This is a genomic window from Pseudomonas sp. HK3, assembly GCF_052920985.1.
Window position 1 is genome coordinate 55289 of record NZ_JBREXD010000007.1, and the last position, 22090, is coordinate 77378.

At 42.3% G+C, this 22090-nt stretch carries 21 protein-coding genes; 10 read left to right on the forward strand and 11 right to left on the reverse strand.

Annotated features, from left to right (window positions below):
- Window positions 1-10: 10 nt before the first annotated feature.
- Entirely contained in the window at window positions 11-565 is a 555-nt protein-coding gene (locus ACU6U9_RS23370) for a GbsR/MarR family transcriptional regulator (protein ID WP_446737279.1), read from the reverse strand.
- 274 nt (window positions 566-839) lie between these two features.
- Between ACU6U9_RS23370 and ACU6U9_RS23375 the strand changes: the two genes are divergently transcribed.
- Window positions 840-1562, forward strand: coding sequence for a YebC/PmpR family DNA-binding transcriptional regulator (locus tag ACU6U9_RS23375; RefSeq protein WP_446737280.1), 723 nt, complete (start codon window positions 840-842; stop codon window positions 1560-1562).
- Between the two features lie 57 nt (window positions 1563-1619).
- Here ACU6U9_RS23375 and ACU6U9_RS23380 read toward each other — a convergent pair whose 3' ends face one another.
- Window positions 1620-2897: an NAD(P)/FAD-dependent oxidoreductase gene (locus tag ACU6U9_RS23380; RefSeq protein ID WP_446737281.1), complete on the reverse strand. Its 1278-nt coding sequence runs from the start codon at window positions 2895-2897 to the stop codon at window positions 1620-1622.
- 144 nt (window positions 2898-3041) lie between these two features.
- Here ACU6U9_RS23380 and ACU6U9_RS23385 point away from each other — a divergent pair, with 144 nt between their 5' ends.
- Genes ACU6U9_RS23385 through modF form a run of 3 tightly spaced genes read left to right on the forward strand, consistent with a single transcriptional unit; the run spans window position 3042 to window position 5275 of the window.
- The gene (locus ACU6U9_RS23385; protein WP_446737282.1) at window positions 3042-3500 is read left to right on the forward strand and encodes a methyltransferase family protein; all 459 of its coding nucleotides are present in this window, start codon (window positions 3042-3044) and stop codon (window positions 3498-3500) included.
- A 10-nt stretch (window positions 3501-3510) separates the two neighbouring features.
- Entirely contained in the window at window positions 3511-3756 is a 246-nt protein-coding gene (locus ACU6U9_RS23390; RefSeq protein WP_446737283.1) for a DUF2164 domain-containing protein, read from the forward strand.
- A gap of 43 nt (window positions 3757-3799) precedes the next feature.
- Window positions 3800-5275: a molybdate ABC transporter ATP-binding protein ModF gene (modF, locus tag ACU6U9_RS23395; protein WP_446737284.1), complete on the forward strand. Its 1476-nt coding sequence runs from the start codon at window positions 3800-3802 to the stop codon at window positions 5273-5275.
- Here the strand turns inward: modF and ACU6U9_RS23400 are convergent.
- A complete protein-coding gene (locus tag ACU6U9_RS23400) occupies window positions 5168-6373 on the reverse strand; it encodes an IS256 family transposase (protein ID WP_446735270.1) in 1206 nt (401 codons plus the stop codon). The genes modF and ACU6U9_RS23400 overlap by 108 nt on opposite strands.
- Window positions 6374-6642: 269 nt before the next feature.
- Between ACU6U9_RS23400 and ACU6U9_RS23405 the strand changes: the two genes are divergently transcribed.
- The 4 genes from ACU6U9_RS23405 to rsgA all read left to right on the forward strand — a co-directional run bounded on the left by ACU6U9_RS23405 (window position 6643) and on the right by rsgA (window position 13228).
- Window positions 6643-9144 (forward strand): EAL domain-containing protein, encoded by a 2502-nt coding sequence (locus ACU6U9_RS23405; protein WP_446737285.1) that lies wholly within the window; start codon window positions 6643-6645, stop codon window positions 9142-9144.
- Window positions 9145-9320: 176 nt separating this feature from the next.
- Window positions 9321-10463 carry an alkane 1-monooxygenase gene (locus ACU6U9_RS23410; RefSeq protein ID WP_446737286.1) on the forward strand — a complete coding sequence of 381 codons (1143 nt, stop codon included), beginning with the start codon at window positions 9321-9323 and terminating at the stop codon, window positions 10461-10463.
- A 604-nt stretch (window positions 10464-11067) separates the two neighbouring features.
- On the forward strand, window positions 11068-11961 hold the full coding sequence (locus ACU6U9_RS23415) for a TIGR01777 family oxidoreductase (RefSeq protein WP_446737287.1): 894 nt from the start codon (window positions 11068-11070) through the stop codon (window positions 11959-11961).
- Window positions 11962-12172: 211 nt separating this feature from the next.
- Window positions 12173-13228 carry a ribosome small subunit-dependent GTPase A gene (rsgA, locus tag ACU6U9_RS23420; RefSeq protein WP_446737288.1) on the forward strand — a complete coding sequence of 352 codons (1056 nt, stop codon included), beginning with the start codon at window positions 12173-12175 and terminating at the stop codon, window positions 13226-13228.
- 145 nt (window positions 13229-13373) lie between these two features.
- Here the strand turns inward: rsgA and ACU6U9_RS23425 are convergent, their stop codons facing one another.
- The 3 genes from ACU6U9_RS23425 to ACU6U9_RS23435 form a co-directional block, all read right to left on the reverse strand.
- Window positions 13374-13859 (reverse strand): 3'-5' exonuclease, encoded by a 486-nt coding sequence (locus tag ACU6U9_RS23425; RefSeq protein WP_446737289.1) that lies wholly within the window; start codon window positions 13857-13859, stop codon window positions 13374-13376.
- An 84-nt stretch (window positions 13860-13943) separates the two neighbouring features.
- Window positions 13944-15695, reverse strand: coding sequence for a GspE/PulE family protein (locus tag ACU6U9_RS23430; RefSeq protein ID WP_446737290.1), 1752 nt, complete (start codon window positions 15693-15695; stop codon window positions 13944-13946).
- A 54-nt stretch (window positions 15696-15749) separates the two neighbouring features.
- Window positions 15750-17126, reverse strand: coding sequence for a CYTH domain-containing protein (locus ACU6U9_RS23435; RefSeq protein WP_446737291.1), 1377 nt, complete (start codon window positions 17124-17126; stop codon window positions 15750-15752).
- 135 nt (window positions 17127-17261) lie between these two features.
- Between ACU6U9_RS23435 and argE the strand changes: the two genes are divergently transcribed.
- Entirely contained in the window at window positions 17262-18410 is a 1149-nt protein-coding gene (gene argE / locus ACU6U9_RS23440) for an acetylornithine deacetylase (RefSeq protein WP_446737292.1), read from the forward strand.
- Window positions 18411-18474: 64 nt separating this feature from the next.
- Window positions 18475-19767, forward strand: a complete 1293-nt coding sequence (argA, locus tag ACU6U9_RS23445) for an amino-acid N-acetyltransferase (RefSeq protein WP_446737304.1) — start codon at window positions 18475-18477, stop codon at window positions 19765-19767.
- Window positions 19768-19947: 180 nt separating this feature from the next.
- Here the strand turns inward: argA and ACU6U9_RS23450 are convergent, their stop codons facing one another.
- From ACU6U9_RS23450 to ACU6U9_RS23470, 5 genes are all read right to left on the reverse strand, one after another.
- A complete protein-coding gene (locus ACU6U9_RS23450) occupies window positions 19948-20280 on the reverse strand; it encodes a hypothetical protein (RefSeq protein WP_446737293.1) in 333 nt (110 codons plus the stop codon).
- Between the two features lie 163 nt (window positions 20281-20443).
- Window positions 20444-20752, reverse strand: coding sequence for a hypothetical protein (locus ACU6U9_RS23455; protein ID WP_446737294.1), 309 nt, complete (start codon window positions 20750-20752; stop codon window positions 20444-20446).
- A 1-nt stretch (window position 20753) separates the two neighbouring features.
- Entirely contained in the window at window positions 20754-21158 is a 405-nt protein-coding gene (locus ACU6U9_RS23460) for a hypothetical protein (RefSeq protein WP_446737295.1), read from the reverse strand.
- Window positions 21159-21371: 213 nt separating this feature from the next.
- Window positions 21372-21668, reverse strand: a complete 297-nt coding sequence (locus ACU6U9_RS23465) for a putative quinol monooxygenase (protein WP_446737296.1) — start codon at window positions 21666-21668, stop codon at window positions 21372-21374.
- Between the two features lie 41 nt (window positions 21669-21709).
- The gene (locus tag ACU6U9_RS23470) at window positions 21710-22087 is read right to left on the reverse strand and encodes a YybH family protein (protein WP_446737297.1); all 378 of its coding nucleotides are present in this window, start codon (window positions 22085-22087) and stop codon (window positions 21710-21712) included.
- Window positions 22088-22090 lie beyond the last annotated feature (3 nt).

Consider the following 22090-nt stretch of genomic DNA (forward strand, 5'->3'; position numbering starts at 1 on the left):
ACCCCAGCGTTTAATCTTGGTTTTTTTTGCCCATGATTTTGTCTTTCATGTCTAACAGTTTGCTAATGCCGGAGCCTAATTTCATAAGGCTCTCTAATTTCTCTGGGCTTAGGGTATTTAAGTGATCACCCCATTGCGTCAGCAGCTCTAATAAATCATGGATTTCTTCGATGCGCTGTTGCGCGTATTCTTCATCTTCGTTTTGTGCATCTTCTAATAAATTGGCGCGCAGTAATGACAATGTTGGATCTATCTCACGCTTGCGACGCTCTTCAAATACCGTTTTGGCCATATCCCAAATCGTGCCTGCGGTAATAAAGTAATCCTTACGATCACCGGCCACATGTTGCAACTGGATCAAACGCCACGACTGTAATTCTTTTAAGCCCATACTCACATTGCCGCGACTGATACTCAGCGTTTGGGCAATTTGATCTGCATTTAAGGCCTTGGGGTGAATCACCAATAAGGCTAATATTTGCCCAACCGTACGATTAAAGCCCCAGCGACTGCCCATCTCTCCAAAGTGAAAGACGAATACTTTTGCTTTTTCAGGTAATTCCATAACTTTCTAAACTTTCAGTAATTTCTGAAAATTATGAACCCAAGCTGATTTATGTCAAGAAAAAGGTGCCTTTCTAACCAGATACCCATTAATTACCTCCAGTGAGGCAGCATAATTAGACAAATCTACCCCACAAGGAGAGCAAACCCATTGAGCTATATCAGTAAATACTAATATATTAATTACACATCGAACTTAGCCCTCACCACAAAGGTTCCCTAGTTACCGGCTTACAGGTAGAATTTGGGCCTTTAGAAATGAACGAGAGCACAAAATGGGTCGCGCCTATCAAAACCGTAAAGAGTCCATGGCAAAAACATCCGATGCAAAAGCAAGGGTGTACAGTAAATACGGCCGTGAAATTTATGTTGTAGCTAAAAAAGGCGGCTTTGATCCTGACGGAAACCTCGCCCTGCGCAGCCTGATTGACCGCGCAAAGAAAGACCAAGTGCCGGGTCATGTTATCGATAAAGCCATTGATAAAGCCAAAGGCGGCGGCGGTGAAGATTTTGATACCGCACGTTACGAAGGTTTTGGCCCTGGTGGCATCATGGTGATTGTGGATTGTTTAACCGACAACCCAAATCGCACCTTTGGTGATGTACGCCAAGCATTTACAAAAACAAAATGTAAAATTGGTGCGCAAGGCAGCGCCGCTCACATGTTTGATCACAGTGCTATTTTTGTGTTCAAAGGTGAAGACGAAGAAGCCGTACTAGAAGCTCTAATGATGGATGATGTGGATGTCACTGACATCGAGTGTGAAGACGGCATGATCACTGTTTTTGCACCCCACACTGAATTCTTTAAAGCAAAAACAGCATTACAAGCTGCGTTCGATAGCATCGACTTTGATGTAGAGGAAATTCAATTTATTCCTCAAACGACACAAGCCATCAACGAAGATGACATGCCCATGTTTGAAAAATTCATGGACATGCTGGGCGACCTAGATGACGTACAAAACATTTATCACAATGGCGAAACGCCAGAGTAAAGGTCCGTATCACAAGCATAAAAAAGGTGCTGTTAGCGCCTTTTTTATGGGCCTATATTAATCATCTTTCAATCGTTCAATGCCCAACGCTTTTAATGTGTACTTTTCATAAATGGGTTCACTGGTTCCTGTTTTCATTTTACGCATGAAGTATTTTTCGAACGCCACTTTTGCATAATGCACCCATTTTCCTTTTTTAAACCACGTGACATTACGCGGTGGGATCTGTGGTATCGCAACGAATGCCGCACCTGTATCGCCCATATCGGCTAAACAAATCGCATTCCATGTGCCTTGCTTTGACGGCGGTTCGCCTTTTAGAACATGCACTAAGTTTGCAGTGATCGCCGTCATCATTGATTCAATCATATACCCTGTTTTTGGTGTGCCGGTTGGCACGGGTGTTTCTTCAACTGGTGGTATGGCAATACACACGCCCGCCGCAAAAATATTATGATATTTAGGGCTACGCTGAAACTCATCCACGATCACAAAGCCTTTGGGATTACACAGTGATTTCACATTGGCCACAGCCGGCACGCCTCTGAATGCAGGAATTAACATGCTGTGTTGAAAAGGCAGCACATGCTGCTTAATCACCTGTTTTTGCTCATTGTATTCATCCACATACATCGTGCCTTGCTCTACTTTGGTGACACTGGCATTACAAATCCATTTAATACTGTGCGCGCGTAAATCACTTTCCAGCATGCCGTTTGAATCACCCACACCGCCTAAGCCAAGGTGTCCAATATAAGGCTCGCTGGTCACAAATGTCATGGGGACTTTATCGCGCACTTTTGCATCACGAAGGGCCTTTTCTAAAATAAAAGCATATTCATAAGCGGGCCCAAAACAGCTTGCGCCTTGAAAAGCCCCCACTATCACAGGTCCTGGTGAGCCCATTAGTGTTTCTACATCATCACGACACGTTTTTGCATGATGCAAATTACAAACAGACTGAGTAAATTCTTCAGGACCCGCCCCTTCGATCTGATCAAAAGCGAGATCAGGGCCCGTGGCAATAATTAAGTAATCGTATTGCACACTTGCACCCGTAGATAAAATCAGCTGATTATCATCCGGTTTAATTTCATCCACACGGGCGGCAATAAAATCGATGCCTTTTTTAGTCACATACTTTTTAATGGGAATCGTCACCTCTGCACTGTCTCGCCAACCCACCGCGACCCAGTGGTTAGAAGGGACAAACTGAAATTCCTCGCGCTCATTAATCAATGTCACCTGATGCTCTTTTTTGCTCAGCGCTTCTCGTATTTCATAAGCACCCGCCATGCCGCCTGTGCCCGCCCCCAAGACTACGATATGTGCCATATCCAACCCCTAAGATTTATTAGTCGAATATTAGTAATACCTTATATAATATTTTTATACAAACAGACTTTAGTCGAATACCGTTACAAATTGATCCTTATCCGTAATATCGGTACCCTTCAGAGACTCACAATGGGCCTCACCATGAATACATTAGAACTGCTATTACCACCGCTGCCGTTAACCGCTTTTGTTGCTGTTTTAATGGGACTGCTAAATATGGCTTTTCCTATTGGGGTGCATTTTATTGGCCAAAATATCATGGCCACAGTGCTTTTAGTATTAGGCCTATCTTTCGTTTTGCCTGCGGCGATTAGCTTTTTCAAAGCAAAAACAACCGTCGATCCAAGAACACCTGAAAAAAGTAAAAAACTGGTCATAAGTGGCCTATATAAAATCAGCCGTAACCCAATGTACTTAGGTATGACCTTTTGCTTATTTGCCATCAGTTCGGCACAAGGCAATGTTATCAGTCTATTACTGAGTATCGGGTTTGCTGTGTACTTGAACCGCTTTCAGATACATCCTGAAGAGCGTTTTTTATCTATAAAGTTTGGCGAGTCATACACTCAATACTGCAAAAATGTTCGTCGTTGGTTATAAGTGAATAAATATGAATATTAAGTTAAATCCTCAACAAATTAGTGCCATCACCGACAAGTTAAAAAAATATTTTGATGACGAATTACACCAAGATATTGGTCAATTTGAAGCGGAGTTTTTATTGGATTTTTTCGCTAAAGAAGTCGGCGTTTATTATTATAATAAAGGTATTCAAGATGCCAGCACATTAATGAATGAAAAACTCGAAGACCTGCAACATGGCATGTTTGAAATCGAACAACCAGAACCTTACTAACCACATGACAGCCATCTAAGCTCCACTTTTTAAGCGACGTTTTATGATCCAATTAAGCCATTTAAAAGCATCACTTGGTGACTTTTTACAATTAGACATTGATGAATTAAGTATTTCACCCCATCACAGTTGGGCGTTTATAGGCAGTAATGGCAGCGGTAAAAGTGCTCTTGCTCAACTATTAACTGGCTCACTTGAAATAACCCAAGGAACACTAACAGGGATTGACTTTGATCAAGTAAGTGCGGTCAGTTTTGAAACACAACAGCAACTCATTACGCGAGAGCAAGAACGTGATGAAAGCGATATTACAAATGTAGTGTGGCAAGGCACGCCTGTACGCGAGCTTTTATCTGAGGTTAGCAACGATCAAAACTGTATTAATCAATGGGTAAAAACCTTTAATATCGAGCATGTATTAGATGAAGGTTTTCGTAAGCTTAGCACGGGTGAAAGCCGTAAAATCATTTTAATTAGAGCACTGCTAAATACAAACACACTGTTGGTATTAGACGAACCCTTCGATGGCCTCGATGCAAACAGCCAAATAGTACTAAACGATATTTTAACTCAACAGCAAGCGGCTGGCCGATCTATTATTTTTATTTTAAACCGTTTAGATGAAGTCCCATCTTGGGTCACGCACCTTGGTTTTTTACATAATTTAACGTTACTTGCTCACGGGACTAAACACACGGTACTGGCCCATGAAGCAGTCAACGCATTTTTAACATTCAATAATCAAACACTCACCTTACCTAAGCGTGATACATGTTGCCCACCGCTAAATGAAGATATCAATCCGCTGGTAAACTTAGTAAACGGGAAAGTGGCCTACAGTGATCGTTTAATTTTTGAGAACCTTAATTGGAAAATTGGTCGCGGTGAACATTGGGCCGTACTGGGACCAAACGGTTGCGGCAAAAGCACACTACTGAATTTAATTAGCGGTGATCACCCACAATGCTATGCCAATGACCTCACTGTATTTGGTATCAAACGTGGCAGTGGCGAAAGTATTTGGGATATAAAACAACACATTGGATTAATGAGTGTCGCACTTCAGTGGAACTACAAAGCCAGTACCAATGTAGTAAGTGCTGTCATAAGTGGGCTATTTGATAGCATCGGTTTATATAACCAAGTAGAAGATCATCAAAAGCAACTGGCTATTGATTGGTTAACACAAGTCAAGCTTGAACATAAAGCCAACGATCCCCTGCACCATCTAAGCTATGGCGAACAACGCTTGGTCCTCATATGCCGCGCCATGATCAAACAACCTGCTCTGCTTATTCTAGATGAACCTTGCCAAGGGTTAGACGATGCTAACCGCCAGTTGGTACTCGGCTTTATCGAGTTACTAGCACAACAAAAGAGGCTGTTCAAAATTCTGTGTCAGTTAAATTTTCTACAGGTCGATGTGTTCATCCAGTCGACCTTCAAAATGAATCGCCAGCTGCGACAGCGTAAGATTCCAATTTTGCACGGGATGCGTCCAGCGCTCCGAGACTTTTAAAATACCCGCGTACAATAATTTCAGCAAGCTGTTTTCGTTGGCAAAACCGCCTTTGGTTTTTGTCAGTTTTCTAAATTGCCGATGTACCGCTTCAACGGCATTGGTGGTATAGATGGCTTTGCGCACGTAATCAGGGTATTTAAAATACGTTGTAAGGGTATCCCACTTGGTTCGCCAAGACTTAATCACCATAGGGTATCGATCGCCCCACTTAGCTTCTAGCTCGTCGAGAGCGCTTTCTGCAGCATCCAGGTTAGTCGCCTTATAAACGAACTTTAAATCCGCCATGAACGCTTTCTGATTTTTACTGGCAACGTATTTAATTGAGTTGCGGATTTGATGAATAATACAGTGCTGGATTTCAGTGTTGGGGTAGATGGTCGTAATCGCTTCAGGGAAGCCTTTTAAGCCATCAATACAGCAGATTAAAATATCTTTAACACCGCGATTGTTTAAATCGGTTAACACACTTAGCCAGTGATGAGCGCCTTCAGAGTCCGATAAATACAGGCCAAGCAGCTCTTTTTTGCCTTCAATATTCACCGCCAAAATGGTGTAAATAGCTTTACTCACGTAACGGCCATTGTCTTTTATTTTATAGTGAATAGCGTCAAGCCAAACAATGGGGTACACCGCATCTAACTCACGCGTACGCCATGCCTGAAGCTCTGGCAGGAGTTTATCGGTAACGGCATTGAGAGTGCCATTGGAGAGGTTTACACCGTACAAATCTTCGATGTGTGAGCGGATATCTTGATAGCTATTGCCCAGTGCAAACAAAGCCAATACTTTACGCTCGAGCTCATCCGTAAGCTGTGTCTGATTTTTCTTAACGATTTGAGGCTCAAAGGTTCCGGCGCGGTCACGAGGGGTTTCTAGCTCGAATTTGCCTGCGGGAGATTTCATGGTTTTTTGGGTTTTGCCATTTTTACGATTATGATTGGGATCATTAGCAAGGTGATCTTCGAGCTCAGCTTGCAAGGCGGCTTCAGTGAGTTGCTTGATTAGAGGGGTAAGAATACCGTCTTTTCCAGTGAGGTCTTGACCTTCACGTAGGGCTTTAAGGGCGGCTTCCATATCGAATGTTGGTTTGGTCATATGTCATCTCTTTTTTAGTGATTTTAAAGAAATGACACAGAATTTTGAACACTACCCAACAAAATGACACAACGTTACTCTATGTCACCCATCATCAAGGGGACATACTGCCGTGCTTTGATAAACGCTTAGTGTGTATCAATGTAAACGAGGTAACTGGCAGCCATTGGCAAGTTCAGGTGTAACCGCCTGTTTACCTATTTTAGTCTAGTCTTAAGTGAAGAAATTCATCAGTAGGCATTCCTATGGGCTTTGCTATAAGACTGTGTATGATTTGCATGATATTGAGCCACACTGCTTTTAGCATGGAAGTCTTGCTGGATGAACGTGAGCGCATCCAGCTACGCCAGCCTTTACCAACTATAATTAACCAGAAAAACGCCGACCATCCACCTCAATATTGGCTTAAGCAAGCCTATTCTTTAGAGTCTTTTCTTCCATCGACTCAACCTAGCCCTTTAACAAGCTGGCACAAATTTACGGTGAAGGGTCACTTTAATGGCCAAAACAGTCAACAGCGTATTATTAATATTGAAACCCATATTTTACGTCATTTACGTGTGTATTTATTCGATGGCGATCAGCTCATCAAACAAAACGATTTAGGATTACTTGATCGCACATTTGACTCTAAAAAAACATTTACAGGTAACCAGCTCAAATTTTTTATTCATAACAATCAAACACTCACCTTACTCATTGAAAAACAAAATGACGGCCCTGCCATTTTACCTATGAGCATTTATAACGAAGCAGGTTTTAACCAATTAGTCCGTTTTCAAGATACGTTTTGGGCCAGTATTATTTCCGTTTTGATTGCTATGGCCATATATAATGTTCTGGTCTATGCCATGCACCCTAACTCATCTTATCTTTGGTATTTAGCATTTCATACAACCGCCTTTTGTTATTTTTCAGCGCTAAATGGTTTTGGCAACCTATTTTGGCCTCAAACTATTCATATATGGCTTGCACAAAACATAATGTTTTTAAATTTTATATTGATATTTTTTGTGATCAATTTTGCTAATACTTTTCTCGAAGCTAAAGACAACGCCCCTTGGCATTATAAATACATCCAGCATTTTAGATTCATTACAGCACTGGGTGCCATTTTTAGTTTATATGCGACCGAATACACCATGATTCCGCTTTTTATTGTCTTCCAATTTTTAGCTACATTGTATGGTATTAGTATGGGCGTTATAGCACTTAAAAATGGCTATACACCTGCTAAATATTTTTTAATTTCTTGGATATTCACACTGAGTGGCGGTGCAATCGGCATGGCGACGGTTATAAACGTTATGACCATTAATTTTTTCACATTGCATGGTTTTTTATTCGGCACACTATTAGAGCTTTTTTTATTATCAGTGGCTTTAGCCAGTCGTATGAAACACATGGAGAAAAGCTTACTCAATCAATTGTATTACTACCCTGATACACGTATTGCGAACCTCAATTATTTAAAATATAAACTGCCTGAAAACATAACCAATATTAAATTACAATTTACTAACCCTGTATTTATTATTGCCGATATACAAGGGTTTCGTGAAGTGGTTAGCCTGTATGGGCCCAATGTATTAACCGATGCATACCAAAAACACACTGACCACATGACCCGATACTTAGCGAGCCAGTCTTGGGCGATTCCTTTGCCCATGCCGTTTGGTGAAGCCGTTTATGTCATGGCCTTACCAGCCGAGCAAATTTTATTGTTAGTTGACTTACCCGTTGTGAATACCGAGTCATCACTTGAAAGTATTATTGAAGATATCGTTCGAGAATCAGAACAAGCATCCAATAATAAACAGCACACAAGTCGAATTCAGTTCACATTAGGCTGTGCTATTTTGGCCAATAGTGACGTCCAAGAAACGTTTCGCCAAGCGCAAGTTGCACTGCTTAGTAGCCTTAAAGCCAATAATAAATGGATGCTCTACGACACCGAGCAAGATCAAGCCATTAGCCAACGTATTACGATGGTGAATGACTTACAAATGGCGATTAACCAAAATGATTTGGACGTCTATATTCAGCCACAAGTAGCGCTCTGTGACGAGGCAATCTGCGGAGGTGAAATGTTATTGCGCTGGAATCACCCTAAAAAAGGCCCGATCTCACCTTCGCGTTTTATTCCGCTTGCAGAGCAAAGTGGACTGGTTTTTCAAATTACACAATTGGTATTTATTAGAAGTTGCCGTTGGCTTTCACAATTAAAAGACAATGATTTACTGCCCAATAATTTTACAATTTCGATCAACTTATCCGTACTGGATATGGCCGAACCAAAACTCATTTCATTTCTTAAAAAAACACTTGATCAGTTTCAGCTTGATTCAAAGCATTTCATTTTAGAGGTAACGGAATCCGCCGCCATGGAAAACATCGACTTATTCATCAACACCATTAATGAAATGAAAGCCATGGGGTTCAAAATATCAATTGATGATTTTGGCACGGGTTATAGCTCTATGATGTATTTACAAAACATTGATCCCAATGAAATAAAAATCGATATGGTCTTTATTCGCGATATTCATTTACACCCTAAAAAGCAGCATATCGTCAAAGCCATCGTACAACTAGCCCACAGTAATCACGCCATGATCGTAGCGGAAGGCGTTGAAAATGAGCATGAATTTACTTGTATCACTAGCCTGCAATGCGATTACGCACAAGGTTATCACTGGTGCCCCGCCGTACCTTTACTCGATTTTGAGCTGCAATATCTCAGAAAGCCCGCTTCTCGGGACCCTAGGTGAGACCTTCAGCAATAGGCTCAATTACGGCTAGGCCATATACCAAGATGCCACAGAAGCAGCCAAATTAAAGATATAACGGTCGGATTGTTTGACAATCCTATCAAGAAGGCGATAATCTCAAGTTGTACCAACAAAGAACAACAATAGGTCGCAGAGCCTAAACCGAGGAGAGCCCCATGCTACTGGACAAACTTAAACCCGAAACGGCGCTAACCATGAAGAAATATGGTTACTTTATTTATCTAATGCCCCTTTTTTTGCCCGCCCTTAGTTTTTATTTGGCCCATAAAACCGGCCTGCACACGCTTTTTGCCTTCTTCCCGCTATTGGTCGTGTATGTCATTGTGCCGATTGTCGATGTCATTTTGGGCAAAGACCCAGTAAACCCAGAAGAAAACCAAGTGCCAGGGATGAACCAAGAAGCGTTTTATCGCTGGTTGACACTCTCATGCTTACCTCTGTATTTCATCTGCATCTTCAGTAGCGGCTATTTATTATTAAACTGGCCAGAACTGTCGCTGCTGGGGCAAATTGGTTATGTTTTATCATTAGGGGTTGTAGGCGGGATTATCGCGATTAACGTAGGCCATGAGCTGATCCATAAAAACACCAAACTGGAACAAATTAGCGGTGGCTTGCTGTTATCATTGGTCAGCTACGCAGGCTTCAAAATTGAACATCTCTATGGGCATCATGTGCATGTATCTACACCAGAAGACGCAAGCTCTTCTCGCTTCAATCAAACACTTTATCAATTTTTACCGAATGCCTACGTTCATAATTTTTTGAACGCGTGGTCATTACAAAAAACTCGCTTAGCTAAAAAAGGCAAAACCCTTTTAAGTAAAGACAACGAATTAATTTGGTATTACTTACATTCTGTTTTAGTCAGTGCATTACTGGGTGGTTTTTTTGAGTTATTAGGCAGCCATTTCTGGTTAGGCGTCGGCGTATTTTTCTTACAAAGCTTTGTCGCGTTCACATTATTAGAGATCATTAACTATATTGAACACTACGGCTTACACCGTCGTAAAATGGGCAATGGCAAATATGAGCGCGTCACACCAGAGCACAGTTGGAACAGTAATTTCTTTTTGACCAATATGTTTTTGTTTCAACTACAACGCCATAGTGATCATCATGCTTATGCCGCTAGACGCTATCAAGTACTGCGTCATTATGATCAAAGCCCACAATTACCCTTTGGTTACGCCACCATGTTTGTAATCGCACTCTTCCCGCCACTTTGGAAAGCCATTATGAATCCAAGAGTCGAAGCGTATTACCAAGATGAAGGCCAGCATCTCGCCAGCCAATAGCGCCAATCCTGTGTTCTCCACTTTGCCGGTCTTGTACCGGTTTTTTTGTGCATAGTACAAACAAAATTGATTATGAACTTGCGACTGATTTAACCTTCTAATAGCCTAAAACTATCAAATAAAGAGTAAGAATTAATTATCATAATAGGGTCCACCACCCTATATTCGTTGCTGTCTTCACCGTAACTCATAAACCGAAGGCGTATTAGTATAAGTGAGTTATCAGCCCAAGAGGTCACAGCATGAATATCATTAAACGCTTTATCAAACGTCACATCCCATATGCCTCGCAACAATGTAATTATGCGAACAATTATTATGGTGATCAAATCTGTACTGCTATAAAAAAGCAAAAAAACGAGGCTAAGTCATGAGCATTCAAGAGCTATTTATATTTTTCAGTGAGCCTTGTGCCACCTATTACAACGAATAATACTTAGACATAGCGATGAATTTTTTAGGTCGCTATGTCTAAGTGATAAGTATTTTCTGGGCCTTACTCTTTATACTCAAAATCATAGACACGCTCCAATACACAAAAGAATAATCTAAAAAAGCACCTGAAGCGTACTATGCTTTATACAGTATAGTGATTAGGTCTTTTATGAATATTCTTATCAGCGGTGCATCTGGTCTTATTGGCTCAGCGTTACGGCCTTATCTTGAACACAAAGGTCATCAGGTTTATATTCTTCACCGTGGGCGCGATAGCGGCAGCTTTTTTTGGCAACCTGAAAACAACCTCATTCACCTTGATAAGGACATTCATCTTGATGCCGTCATTAACCTCAGTGGCGTCAACATTGGCGATAAACCCTGGAGCGAACAACGTAAACAAGACATCATCAACAGCCGAGTCACTTGCACACATTTATTATGCGAAGCCATCGCAGATCGCGTTACACCACCGAGTGTATTTATTAATGCCAGTGCCATTGGTTTTTATGGTGATACGGGCACAACCGAGGTTAATGAGTCATCACCTGCTGGCCATAATTTTTTAACCGATATTGTCCAGCAATGGGAATCAGCAGCACAGCCAGTATTAGATGCAGATATTCGCACGGCCTTTATTCGTAGCGGTGTCGTGTTGACTCAAAAAGGCGGTGCGATTAAAAAAATGTTACTGCCTTTTAAATTCGGCTTAGGCGGAAAAATTGGCAACGGCCAACAATTCATGAGCTGGATAAGCCTCACAGATGAATTAAGAGCCATCGACTTTATCTTAAACCAAGAGAGTATTCGTGGCCCTGTAAATTTAACCGCCCCCATGCCAGCCACCAATTATGAATTCACAAAAGCCTTAGGCAGCGCACTCAAGCGACCAACGTTATTACCCATGCCAGCCTTTATGGTAAAAGCACTATTTGGTGAAATGGGCGACTTATTATTACTAGGCAGTAACAGGGTTGTACCGAACGTCTTACTTAACGAAGGGTTTAAGTTTATGCACCCTGATATTAAAAGTGCCTTAGACTTTGAACTGAAACCTGATTAACAAAAAAAGTCATCATACCCTCTAGACGAGGGTAAAAAAAAGATTACTATACAGGCTCTATTACCCACCAAAGAGGAACATGTTGATGATTGTATGTAAAACCCTTATGGAGAAACTTGGCGCTTAAGCCATTGTTTTTTCCGGTTTACCGGGGATTTAGCCCCTTACTAAAATGTTTAACGAGTAACTATAGGTTACTTGGGGTTTATACATGTCTGCATGTTTTACGTTGCCACAACTTGGCTGGCGCGGATTTTTTCAAACACAATTAAGTTTTGAAGAACTTGAATCGTTTTATCCTGTTCGCATTAGCGAACACCACAGAAACCAATATCATTACCTTTCACAAAGCGGCGAAGGCATTCTTGTCATTCACCCTGCCATGCCTCCCATGACGGTGGGGGATTGGGTATTGCTGAATGAACAAGGGCAATTTGAACGCCTACTGGAGCGCCAAAGTCACTTCTCGCGCAAAGCCAGTGGCAGCAAGGTGCATGAGCAAAGCATTGCCAGTAACGTTGATACTGTGTTTATCTTGGCGTCATTGAATAATGACTTCAATCTAAACCGCATTGAGCGTTACCTTGCCATAACACATGAGGCGCAAAGTGATCCGGTTGTGGTACTCACAAAAGCCGATTTATGCAGCGACATTGATGCCTACCTTGAACCACTACGAAAACTCGATCGTCATTTGATGATTGAAGTGGTTAACGCACTCGATAGTGATAGCTTAAAAGGCTTACAGGCTTGGTGTAAAAGCGGAAAGACCATCGCGCTCTTGGGTTCGTCCGGTGTGGGAAAATCCACCTTGGTGAACACATTAAAAGGGCTAAGTGCCGATGATACAACCGCAAGCGTCACCCAGGGCATTCGTGAAGACGATAGCAAGGGACGGCACACAACCACGTCTCGTCAATTACATTTCTTGCCGCAAGGTGGCCTGTTTTTAGATACGCCTGGCATGCGAGAATTACAAATTGCTGATTGTGAAGACGGTATTCAGCATACCTTCGCTGATATCGCAGAGCTAGCAAAAGGCTGTCGCTTTACAAATTGCCAGCATCAGGGGGAACCCGATTGCGCGGTGAACGCCGCCATTGATGACGGGGATTTGGAATTACGCCGCTTGCAAAGTTATCAAAAACTTATGCGAGAACAGGCGTTGAATACGGCAACCCTTGCGCAAAAACGTGCATCCGATAGAAACCAAACCAAGTTTTATCGTAATGTACAAAGTGATATGAGAGCGCTAAAGAATCGCTAGATTCAATAACCGCGGTTTTTAATCTCAAACCAATAAAAAACCCCGCTTGTATATACAAGCGGGGTTTTTAGATTTTGATCAAAAATAAACAGGCAAGAAACGCAGAGCGCACTCTTTAAATAAAAACATACCGCTGTACCACTGCCTAACTTGCTTTTAGTTTTTTATACGTCTCACGTAACAGCATGACATCATTCGCCGCACGATGCATTTCTAAACCCAGCTGTTTAACCATGGCGTCTTTGGTGTCGCTCCAAACGGACATATCGTCTTCTGATAATAAACGAGTGAGGGTATCCAATTTGAAACGCTGAATAATTTCAGCTTCATCGAATAAACGACCTAACCAAGAGCTATCAAAACTCCAAGCGTCACTGTACAAAGTCAGTCCGCCACATAAGTCATTTAAGAACATGGCCACCTCACGTGGGGGTTTACCATGTTCATTTAAATAATCGCGACTAAGACCGTGTATTGCTTCGGCTTTTTCGTCCCAATGGTCCCAACCTTCGGCGGGCTTAATAAGCAGTGCATGGACAGAGCCATCTGCTAAGGCAATACCCACTTCGATTGGGTAACTGCCGCGTCCAAATCCGGACGCTTCTAAATCAATAATGGCCGGCATTTCCATTATGTTTTACCTTTTTTTATGGCATCAAGCGCGCTTGATGCGGAATCCGGGCGTAATAGCAGCGACGTGCGAACAGTCCTTTGGTTAACCCATTTCATTTGGGGTGACTCGCAGTACTTCTTCTATTGTGGTGAGTCCTGCTGCTACTTTTTGCGCGCCACTTAAACGTAAGTTGCGCATGCCGTCTTTCATGGCTTGGCGTCTTAATTGCGCCATGTCTGTTTGTACTTGGATAAGTCCTGCCAATGTATCACTCATGGACATAACTTCATAGAGCCCTGCTCGCCCCATGTAACCTGTGTTTCGGCACTCAAGACAGCCCACGGGCTCGTAGATGAATTCAGGCGCTTTGGCGCTCCACGGCTGAACCAGCTCATTCCACTGTTTAATATCCGTGGCTTGCTTTTGCTTGCAGTGCGGACAAAGTGTACGCACCAAACGTTGTGCCATCACGCCAGACACAGCACTTTTAATCAAATAATGAGGGACCCCAATATGTTGTAAACGGGCAATCGCACTAGGAGCATCGTTTGTGTGCAATGTTGATAACACCAAGTGACCGGTTAATGCCGCTTGTATGGCCATTTCGGCGGTTTCACTGTCACGAATCTCACCCACCATGATGATGTCTGGGTCTTGTCGCATTAATGTACGAATACCCGATGCGAAGTTTAAATCAATGGTGGGATTCACCTGCATTTGGTTAAACGTGGACTCGACCATCTCAATGGGGTCTTCTACCGTACACACGTTCACTTCTTCAGTGGCTAACTGTTTTAAGGTGCTATACAAGGTGGTGGTTTTACCAGAACCAGTCGGCCCAGTTACCAGCACAATACCGGAGGTTTGATGCACCATAGAATCCCACAATGCGTAATCTTCTTTGCTAAAACCCAGCTCACTGAAGTTACGCAGTAATACGTCTGGATCAAATATTCGCATCACCAGTTTTTCGCCAAAGGCGGTGGGCATGGTGCTTAAACGCAGCTCCACTTCATGGCCATTAGGCGTACGAGTTTTCAAGCGGCTGTCTTGTGGTTTACGCTTTTCAGCGATGTTCATCCGCCCTAAACTTTTTATACGTGATGTCACCGCATTCGAGACAGTAGATGGGAATTCATAAACCGGATGCAATACACCGTCAATACGGAAACGCACTTTTGAGATATCGCGACGCGGCTCAATGTGTATATCACTGGCACGCTGTTCAAAGGCATATTGGAATAACCAATCCACAATATTAACGATATGTTCGTCATTGGCATCAGGGTTACCTTTACTGCCAAGCTCCACTAACGACTCTAAGTTACTGCCCTGTGTTTGATGCAACGCACTGGCACCGCTTACCGATGCCGCCAATGAAAAGAATTCTACTTGGTAACGTTGAATATCCGATGGCTTCGCCAGCACGATATGCACCTGACGACGATTGATGTGTTCTATATCCGCAATCCAGCGGCGATCAAATGGTTCGGCGGTGGCAACCGTGACTACGTCCGTGGTTAACCCCACTGGCAATAACCCATGACGTTTAGCAAAGGCAAACGACATGGTCGGTGTCACTTTACTGGCTTTAACTTTTAGCGGGTCAATGGTGAAATATTCAAGCTTGGATTCTTTTGCCAATAAACCCATGATGAATTCTTCATCCAGCTTAATATCTTGCATAACCGCACTTTTGAACTGATAGCTTTGAATCGCGGTTACTGGGTGCGCTTTGCCGTTCATGCCTTTTTGCTTCAGGTCGGCTAAATGCTCAGGGCTCAAATGACCATCTTGCTTAAGCAAATTAGTAATGGCCACAAAGGATAGTTTTAAATCTTGTACCTGACTCATATCGGTTTCCACCACTCGCAAAACAAGCGAGTGTCTTTGGCAAAATAGTATGTATTAGCTTGAGCAGAGCGCCGTTAACGCTTGCTTAGCATCTAATAAGTTTCGTTTTTCAACGGTCATTCGACGCTGCCAACTGGCCAACTTAGCTCGGCTGGTTTCATCTGTCATTGCGCTTTGAATATCTTGCGCAGCGATCATGGCGTCTACCACCAACTGACAGCGAATCACTTCATTCACGCCTTGATAACGATCATCACCACAGCGCAATAGGATATAGGCTAACGCTTGTAATGAGGTTTCATTCACTTCGTGCCCATGCGCAACACGGGTTAATAAATCCACAACCCAGGATGCGCCATTTATCTCAGCTTGCTCACTTTGCGCGTATAAGTATTCACCTAACTCTAACATCGCCATGCCTAAACCATTATTGGCGATCCAGCTTTCAAGGCCTGCGCTTAATTGTGGCGCACAAACCGTTAATAAACGTTGACTCAATCCACGACTATGACTGCTGCTGTCCACATACAAGCCAATAACGACGGCCGCAGGCTGCAATATTTTTTGTAAATCCAACTGCAATACTAACCAGCGACCACGAATATGATCAGGGCAATGGGGGAGTTCATTAAGCAATAAACACATGGCACTTACTTGTCGGCTCATGACCAGTAACGACCACCAGTTTTCTTGCTGCGAAAATGTATCCCAATGACGATTTAAACGCGTTAACGTTTCTTGCAGCAATGCAAACACAGGTAATTCTTGCTTTGACCATGTGTCTGTAAAATTTTGGGGCGTAAAAAAACTAAGCTTAGGAAAAAGCAAACCGTAACCACGTTCCGCCTTATTGATATCACAAGGCACTAACGGGTGTTGCTGCGCTAATTGCTTTGCAAACTCAAATAAGTCTTCAACGCGCCCGGACTTTAGCTCTAATTCTATTTCGCATAAGTTGATACTTTTACTGGTTTCAAGATTCTCATTACGTTCGCAATGGTTATGTATCAAACCTTCGTCTAGTACCAGTTCTATTTCGCTTTCACCAAATTGTTTTATCCACACATGGCGGCTAAAGTCAGTTTTAAAAATAGGCTGGATACGCTCGCGTAGGCTTTCATCTAACTGAATATCATTTGCAAATAAGGCCCAATCAAGATTGGGCGAAGCAATATCGTACTCCCACTCACCACGCTCATGTAAACCGGCAATGGATTGGCCTTTATTTTTCAGGGTTTGTTTATAACCATGCTGTGATTTACGGACGCGTAAAGCCGCATGCGCTTTATTTAACGCTAAATCAGAGGTATCGAAATACTGGTTATCCAGCTCTAGCGGAGCACCTTGGGAGAGTCCTAGATTCATATCTTGCATAAAACTGGCCACTGCTTGGCTAGGTAATGAGAGCTTGAGTTCGACTTCTTTGGCCATGGCCTTCCACTTCTTATTTTTTATACGCCCAGCTTAGCAGAAAGGGGCAAAAGACTCAGTAGCTATCATAGAAACCCCAAGACATTTTTAACTGCTTTGATACACTGATGATACTCCTTATTACAGGTTTAGGGCATGAAGCACTTACCGAATATAAAACAACAGCTCACCACACTATTGTCGTTACCCAGTATTTCTAGCTCGTTGCCAGAATACGACATGAGCAACAAAGGCGTTATTGATCAGCTGGCCAGCTGGTGCGAAACCCTTGGCTTTAAAGTCGATATACAATGTATCGATGAAACGCGCAAAAAATACAACTTGCTTGCGACTCTGGGCAGTGGGCCTGGCGGATTAATTCTATCCGGGCACACCGATACCGTGCCCTGCAATATTGAAAAGTGGAAAAGCGATCCGTTTACCTTAACCGATAAAGACAATCGTTTTTACGGCTTAGGTTCGTGCGATATGAAAGGCTTTTTTGCCTTGGCCCTCGCCGCAGTTGAAAAAGTCGACGCCAAACAATTAAAAGCGCCTATTTTCATACTTGCCACCGCCGATGAAGAAACCAGCATGAGCGGCGCACGAGCCTTAGCCACGCTGGGTTTACCCAAAGCGCGGGCTGCCATTATTGGCGAACCAACCGGTTTAAAGCCCATTAACATGCACAAAGGCATATTAATGGAGGGCATCAAAATTACTGGGCAAGCGGGTCATAGCTCGGACCCAAGTCTGGGTAACAACGCAATGGATGCCATGCACACCGTCATTGGTGAACTCAAGACATTCCGCGATGAACTCAAACAAGAATATAAACACACCGCCTTTAGCGTCCCCAGCCCAACGTTAAATTTAGGCTGTATTCATGGCGGCGATAACCCAAACCGTATTTGTGGGCAGTGCGAACTGCATTTTGACTTGCGCATGATTCCGGGTATGAAAACCGATCAGCTGCGCCAAAAAATTCAAGCGCGCCTCGACCTTGTTGCAAAGCAAACCCAGACTCAAATTGACTTTTATCGATTATTTGATGGCGTTGACGCGTTTGCAAGTGACAAAAACAGCGAGCTGGTTGCGCTGGCTGAAAAACTATCAGGTCACGGTGCAGAGGCCGTTGCCTTTGCAACTGAAGCGCCTTTTTTTGCAGCCGCGAATATCGATACTGTCGTCATGGGCGCGGGTTCAATTGATCAAGCCCATCAGCCCGATGAATACATGGCCCATGATCAAATTGAGCCGATGGTAAAATACATCAAGCAATTTATTAAACATTATTGTTTGTAATAGGCAAAAGCCATTACACTCAACCGGATTAACACACAAAAGATAAAACACAGTGACTGATTCAATCGACCAACACGTCAACTGGTTTAGACAAAGCTCTCCCTATATTAATGCACACAGGGGTAAAACCTTTGTCATTATGCTAGGGGGTGACACACTTGCCCACGACCAGTTTCAACATATTATTCATGACATTGCCTTGCTTAATAGCTTAGGTGTGCGATTGGTATTGGTTCATGGTGCCCGACCACAAATCGATGAGCTGTGTGAACTAAAAAAACAAGCCGCCACATTTTCAGATAACAAGCGCATCACAGACAAAGCCATGCTGGTTACCGTTCAGCAAGCTGTGGGGCAACTGCGCTCTCAAATTGAAGCCATACTCACCACCGGCACGAGCAATAGCCCAATGCACGGGGCGGATATTCGTGTTGTCGGTGGTAACTTTGTGATCGCTAAGCCCATTGGCGTAATTGACGGTGTCGATTTTGCCCATACAGGAGAAGTGAGAAAAATTGATATACGGGCGATTAATAAAGCCCTCGATAACAACGCCATCGCCCTACTCAATTGCTTAGGCTATAGCCGCACTGGCGAAACCTTTAATCTATCCGTCGAAGATGTCGCCACTGAAGCCGCCATCGCATTACAAGCGGACAAACTGATTTTATTTGGTGAGAATAATTGCATTAAACACAAAGGCCAGCTCGTAAAAGAAGTGGTCACCAGTGCCATTCCTCAACTCTTAACGCGAGGCTTAAACACAGAACAAACCGTGCAACTCAATGCAGCAAGCCTTGCCGTTAACAGCGGTGTAAAGCGTTGTCAGTTAATTCAACACAGTCAAGATGGCGCGCTGTTAACTGAATTATTCACGCTAGATGGTTGCGGCACATTAGTTAGCCAGCATCACCAAGAACAACTGCGTACCGCACGCATGGAAGATGTCATGGGCATTCTCGATTTACTCAGCCCGCTGGAAGAAAAAGGTATTTTAGTACGCCGCTCACGCAAAGTACTGGAGACCGAAATTGATCGTTTTCGTGTATTAGTAAAAGACGGAATGGTATTAGGCTGCGCCGCACTTTATCCGTACGACAAAGATATGGCAGAGCTAGCCTGTGTGGCGATTCACGATGAGTATCGTCGTGGCCAACGCGGCGACCGCTTATTAAATACATTAGTGAGCGAAGCAAAAAATAAAGGTATTAAAAATTTGTTTGTGCTCACCACACGTACTGCACAATGGTTTGAAGAGCGTGGTTTTAAAGCGGCAGATATTGATGACTTACCCCCGCAGAAAAAAGAACTGTATAACTACCAGCGTAATAGTAAAGTATTTATCAAGGCCTTGTAGGGTGTGCCCTTTAGATATTATTTACTGAGCATCTTGAGCTGCGTCATTCGACAGGCTCAAGATGAGCAGATTAGTCACTTAATATAGTCAGAACGTGGGCAGAATAAATTTATGAGCTTTGGATCTCAACATTAAAAAAAATTCAAAAGAACCCAAATAAAGAAGTGTACAAGGCTAGAATTAACGTCCCATAAATTCATTAATCAGACTGGTAAAGGTTTCAACTAAATACCCTTCAAGCTCATCAAGGTTTTTCCCAAATACCGCTAAATATTTTTCAGCTTGGGCATGGTTCAGTCGCTTATCTGAAATATTATATTGCATTTCAGGCGCTGCCTTATTTTTTCTGGGTATGATTTGCCAAATAATACAATCGGAACCTAATGATTCAAATCGCGGTTGTGCAAATGTACAAAATACATCCACAAGATTAGCCCCTTCTGGGCCAAGACAACCGGGTTCTACTCGATAAATAACCGTGAGTTTTTGGTTTTCTGGCAAAGCGGTTTTCATGTAGATCATCCCAAGATTACAATATTTGACACTAAATGAGTAAATTATTACGCCGCTTTAAGCGGCATTAACCAGTGACCGAATGCAGCCAAACCAGTAATGCCCTGCATGTTCTTATGATTAAAACACTTTGATACTTGATATTACTATCACATGCATCGAATTAATCATCAAAATATATTTCATTATTAACCGATGTTTTTAAGGTATCAAATGTCGTTTTTAAATCTGATTGTATTAACGTTTCACTCAACTCGCCATGGGCCACTAATAAATCAGATTCATACAATATAGCACAATGCTCGCCATACACCTGCCAATAGAACCATTTAACCCAGTATTCATCACCTTCTTGAGTTTGATGGATCTCAGCGATTGGCCTGATGCTGATTGTCACTTGAGCGACGGTATCGCCTAACTCTAATACCTTACTTTTAATAATGTGCATTAAACCTGATTGGCTGTTATACATACTACCTCTGTTGATATACGCGAGCATTGGTTATTGCCGCTTTCATTATTTCAAATTCGATTATATCCTCATGCTTTTGACCAGAGTAAGCAATGTAAACAATATCATCGTTTGTGAGCGCAACCTTTACATTTGGCTTGGTTTTTGACCCTCGCCTAGTAAAAACCATAACTCGATCAACAACTTTACCTTTTATAAACTGGCTGGTGGGAACAAGGGAATTTAAATTAGAAAATGCAAATAATGCTAGCAATATAAAACTGACAAAAATAAAACCAATCGCAGCATGATTTTTTCCTTTTTTTACGATACTGCTATTCTTAAATTTTAAGGTTTTTACTAACGCCCGCTTCTTTGCCGTTTTATTCTTTTTATTCCATTTTTTAGATCGTTTATTAGAGTGCAAAATGACTCCTTTATACGTCTACTAATCCAATATATTTTTATATATCGATTGATTATAATTATATTAACATAATCGATATCCCTCATGACCTTAAGATATACCTACTAGTCAAACAACCTAAGCGCTTTAGTTAATTAAACGAAAAAAGCCGCTAGTGAGTACAACAAGCGGCCTTAAGGTATTTTAACCAATGTATTGATTCATATTTATCAATTATGCATTTTTTAATACGGTAAAGCTCTGAATATCAGGCTCGACCACCAACATGCTACCTAGAGTATCGAAGTCGCCTATGTCTTTACGCCAATTTAAATAGTGATCAAAGTCTTCTTTGCTTTTCCAATATTCAATAAGTACCACTTTTGTTTCATCTTCTGCACAATACGCTATTTTTGCGCCTTCGTTACCAGAGAAGTCTCGTGTCCCTTGTAAAATACGTTCAAAAAACTGTTTAAATTCTGCAACTTTATTGCTTTGCACGCTCATTTCAAACTTAACCATAATACTCATAATATATTCTCGCTTATTTTTATAAATTCATTAGTTATTAACTAAAACTGCTCTTCTACCGTAAAGTCATCGTAAGATAACAACCAAAGATTATCTTCTTTAACCCAGAGCTCTTCCGATATAACTCCTTGGCCCACATTCATCGACCAACTAGCGGATAACTTCGCGGTGTTCTCATCAATAAACTCAATATTTACATTGGTATACGTTAAATCTGTTGCCTTTGTTGAGTTAACAAAACCGCTCCAAAATTCGTAAATAGCTTCACGCCCGTCATATCGCCCCATGGGCCTTGCATCCATCACAGCACGACTTGTGTATGTCTGTGCACATGCTGTTATATCTCCCTGATTAAAGGCCTTAATCCACTGTTTACTTGCTTCACTCACCTGAAGCTCAACTAACTCTTTATGTTTCATGGG